This is a genomic window from Devosia geojensis, assembly GCF_000969415.1.
GTDB classification, from domain to species: Bacteria; Pseudomonadota; Alphaproteobacteria; order Rhizobiales; family Devosiaceae; genus Devosia; species Devosia geojensis.
The window spans coordinates 1-2,418 of the sequence record NZ_JZEX01000074.1; the positions used below are offsets into that span (position 1 = coordinate 1).

At 68.5% G+C, this 2,418-nt stretch carries 2 protein-coding genes; both read left to right on the plus strand.

Annotated features, from left to right (window positions below; translation table 11 throughout):
- Positions 1 to 96 precede the first annotated feature (96 nt).
- Entirely contained in the window at positions 97 to 849 is a 753-nt protein-coding gene (locus VE25_RS07035; protein ID WP_046107902.1) for a glycerophosphodiester phosphodiesterase family protein, read from the plus strand.
- Entirely contained in the window at positions 830 to 2,371 is a 1,542-nt protein-coding gene (locus VE25_RS07040; protein WP_046107903.1) for an alkaline phosphatase D family protein, read from the plus strand. The genes VE25_RS07035 and VE25_RS07040 overlap by 20 nt, the downstream gene beginning before the upstream one ends.
- The last annotated feature ends 47 nt before the right edge of the window (positions 2,372 to 2,418 follow it).

Here is a 2,418-nt window from a genome sequence, read left to right on the forward strand (position 1 = left end):
GGGGGGTGTTGCGTCTGGCATCTCAAATGATACCTCCCCTTTGCGGGGAAGGTTGAAGATTTGTGCGATTGCCCTTCCTCTAAACCGGATTTTCCCATGACCCTCATCGTCGGCCATCGTGGCGCCCGCAACCTCTGGCCCGAGAACAGCCTCTCGGGCTTCCGCAACCTCACCGCGCTGCCGGTCGAGGCGGTGGAGTTCGACGTGCATCTTTCCGACGCCGGCGAGCTGCTGGTGATTCACGACCCGACGCTCGAGCGCACCACCGACCGCACCGGCCCGGTGCGTGCGCTGCCGGCCGGCGAGCGGGGCAGCGTCGTGCTCAAGGGCAGCGAGGGCGAGGGCATCCCGACGCTCGAGGACGTGCTCGAGGTGTTCAAGGACGTGAGCATCGAGCTGCACGTCGAGATCAAGTCCGATGTCGACCATGTGCCCTATCTGGGGCTCGAGGCCAGGGCCGCGGCGGCGCTCGCTGCGGCGGGCGTTTCGGACCGCGCCTTCCTCACCAGCTTCGATCCGCAGGTGCTGCGCACGGTCAGGCGCGTTGCGCCCCATATCCGCACGCTCATCTCCTTCCACCGGCCCTCGGCCGAGCGGCGGGGGCTCGCGGCGGGACTGGAGGAAGCCAAAGAGGTCGCCGAGATCATCGCGGTGGAAAAATCGCTGCTTGCGGCCGAGTGGGAGGCGATCACCAACCTCGTGCCGCGCGAGCGGCTGGCGGTATGGACGCCCAACACCGAGGAGGAATTGACCTATTGGCTGGGCAAGGGCCTGCGGGACGTGACGACCGACCGGCCGGATATTGCGCTGGCTGCACGGGAGAAGATCGATGCCCTGGCCGAAGGTTGACCGACGGCACTTCCTCGCCTCGGGGCTCGCGGCGGCCGCCGTCTGGCCCATGCTGGGAAGTGTGCGGGCGCAGTCGTTCGACAGTGACCCCTTCACGCTCGGCGTCGCCTCCGGCTGCCCGGAGCCGCAAAGCGTCGTCCTCTGGACGCGGCTGGTCTTTCCGGCGGAAGCGGCCATCAACATGGCCGACCCGTTCGCGCCGGCCCCGGCGGCCGAGTTCGGGCCGCTCGACGTCGCCTGGGAGATCGCCGAGGACGAGGCGTTCACCCGCCCGGTGCAATCGGGCATCGCCCCGGCGGTGCCGGACTATGCGCATTCGGTGCATGTGGAGGTGAGGGGCCTCGAGCCGGAGCGCTGGTATTTCTACCGCTTCCGCTGCCGGGACGCGGAAAGCCCCGTCGGGCGCACCCGCACGGCGCCGGCGGCGGATGCTGCGCCCGGGCGATTCAGCTTCGCCTTCGCCTCCTGCCAGCAATACGAGCAGGGCTATTACGGCGCCTATCGCGACATGGCTCAGCGCGAGCTCGACCTCGTGGTGCACCTGGGCGACTATGTCTACGAGAAGAGCTACGGCGCCAACCTGGTGCGCCGGCACGGCGCGGGCGTGCCGACGCTGCTCTACGAGTACCGGGACCGCTACGCGCTCTATAAATCCGATCCCGACCTCAAGGCAGCGCATGCGGCCTTCCCCTGGCTCGCCGTCTGGGACGACCACGAGGTCATCAACAACTACGCCAAGGACCAGGCGCCCGACGCGCCGCGCCCGGAGATCTTCCTCGAGCAGCGGCGTGCGGCCTACCAGGCGTGGTACGAGCACATGCCCGTACCGCCGCGGGCGGCGCCGGACTTTTCCAACCTGACCATCTACGGCCTCCACGGGTTCGGGCAGCTCATCGACATCGCGCTCCTCGACACGCGCCAGTACCGCTCGCCGATGCTCAGGGGCTCGGCGGCGCTCGATACGGAGGAGCGCACGCTTCTGGGCGCGGAACAGGAGCGCTGGCTCGACGGGGCGCTCAAGGGCTCGAAGGCGAAGTGGACGATCGTCGGGCAGCAGACGCTGCTCTGCGAGCGCGACACGGCGGCGGGGCCGGACACGGCCTACAACCTCGACGGGTGGGACGGCTACCGCTCGGCCCGCACCCGGCTGCTCGACAGCGTTGCGGCGGCGGGGACGGCCAACCCAATCGTCATCGGCGGGGACCTGCACGCGTTCTATGCCGCCGAGGTCAAGCGTGATTTCCACGATGAAAAGGCGCCGACCTTCGCCACCGAGTTCGTCACCGGCTCGATCACCTCGGACGGTCCGTCGGATGCGAGCATCGCGACGGCGCTCGCCGAGAACCCGCATCTCAAATATGCCAGCGGGCGCGACCATGGTTATGCGCTGATGCACCTTTCGGACAAGCAAGCGCGCACGGAGTTCGTGACCGTCTCGGACCGCAAGGATCCGCAGGCTTCGGCGCGGGTTGGGCAGGGATTTGTGGTGCTCGATGGGGTGCCGGGGGTGAACCGGGTTTAGATCGGCAGGCACTCTTGGCGTCCGTGACCGTGCGGCTCCCCCCACCC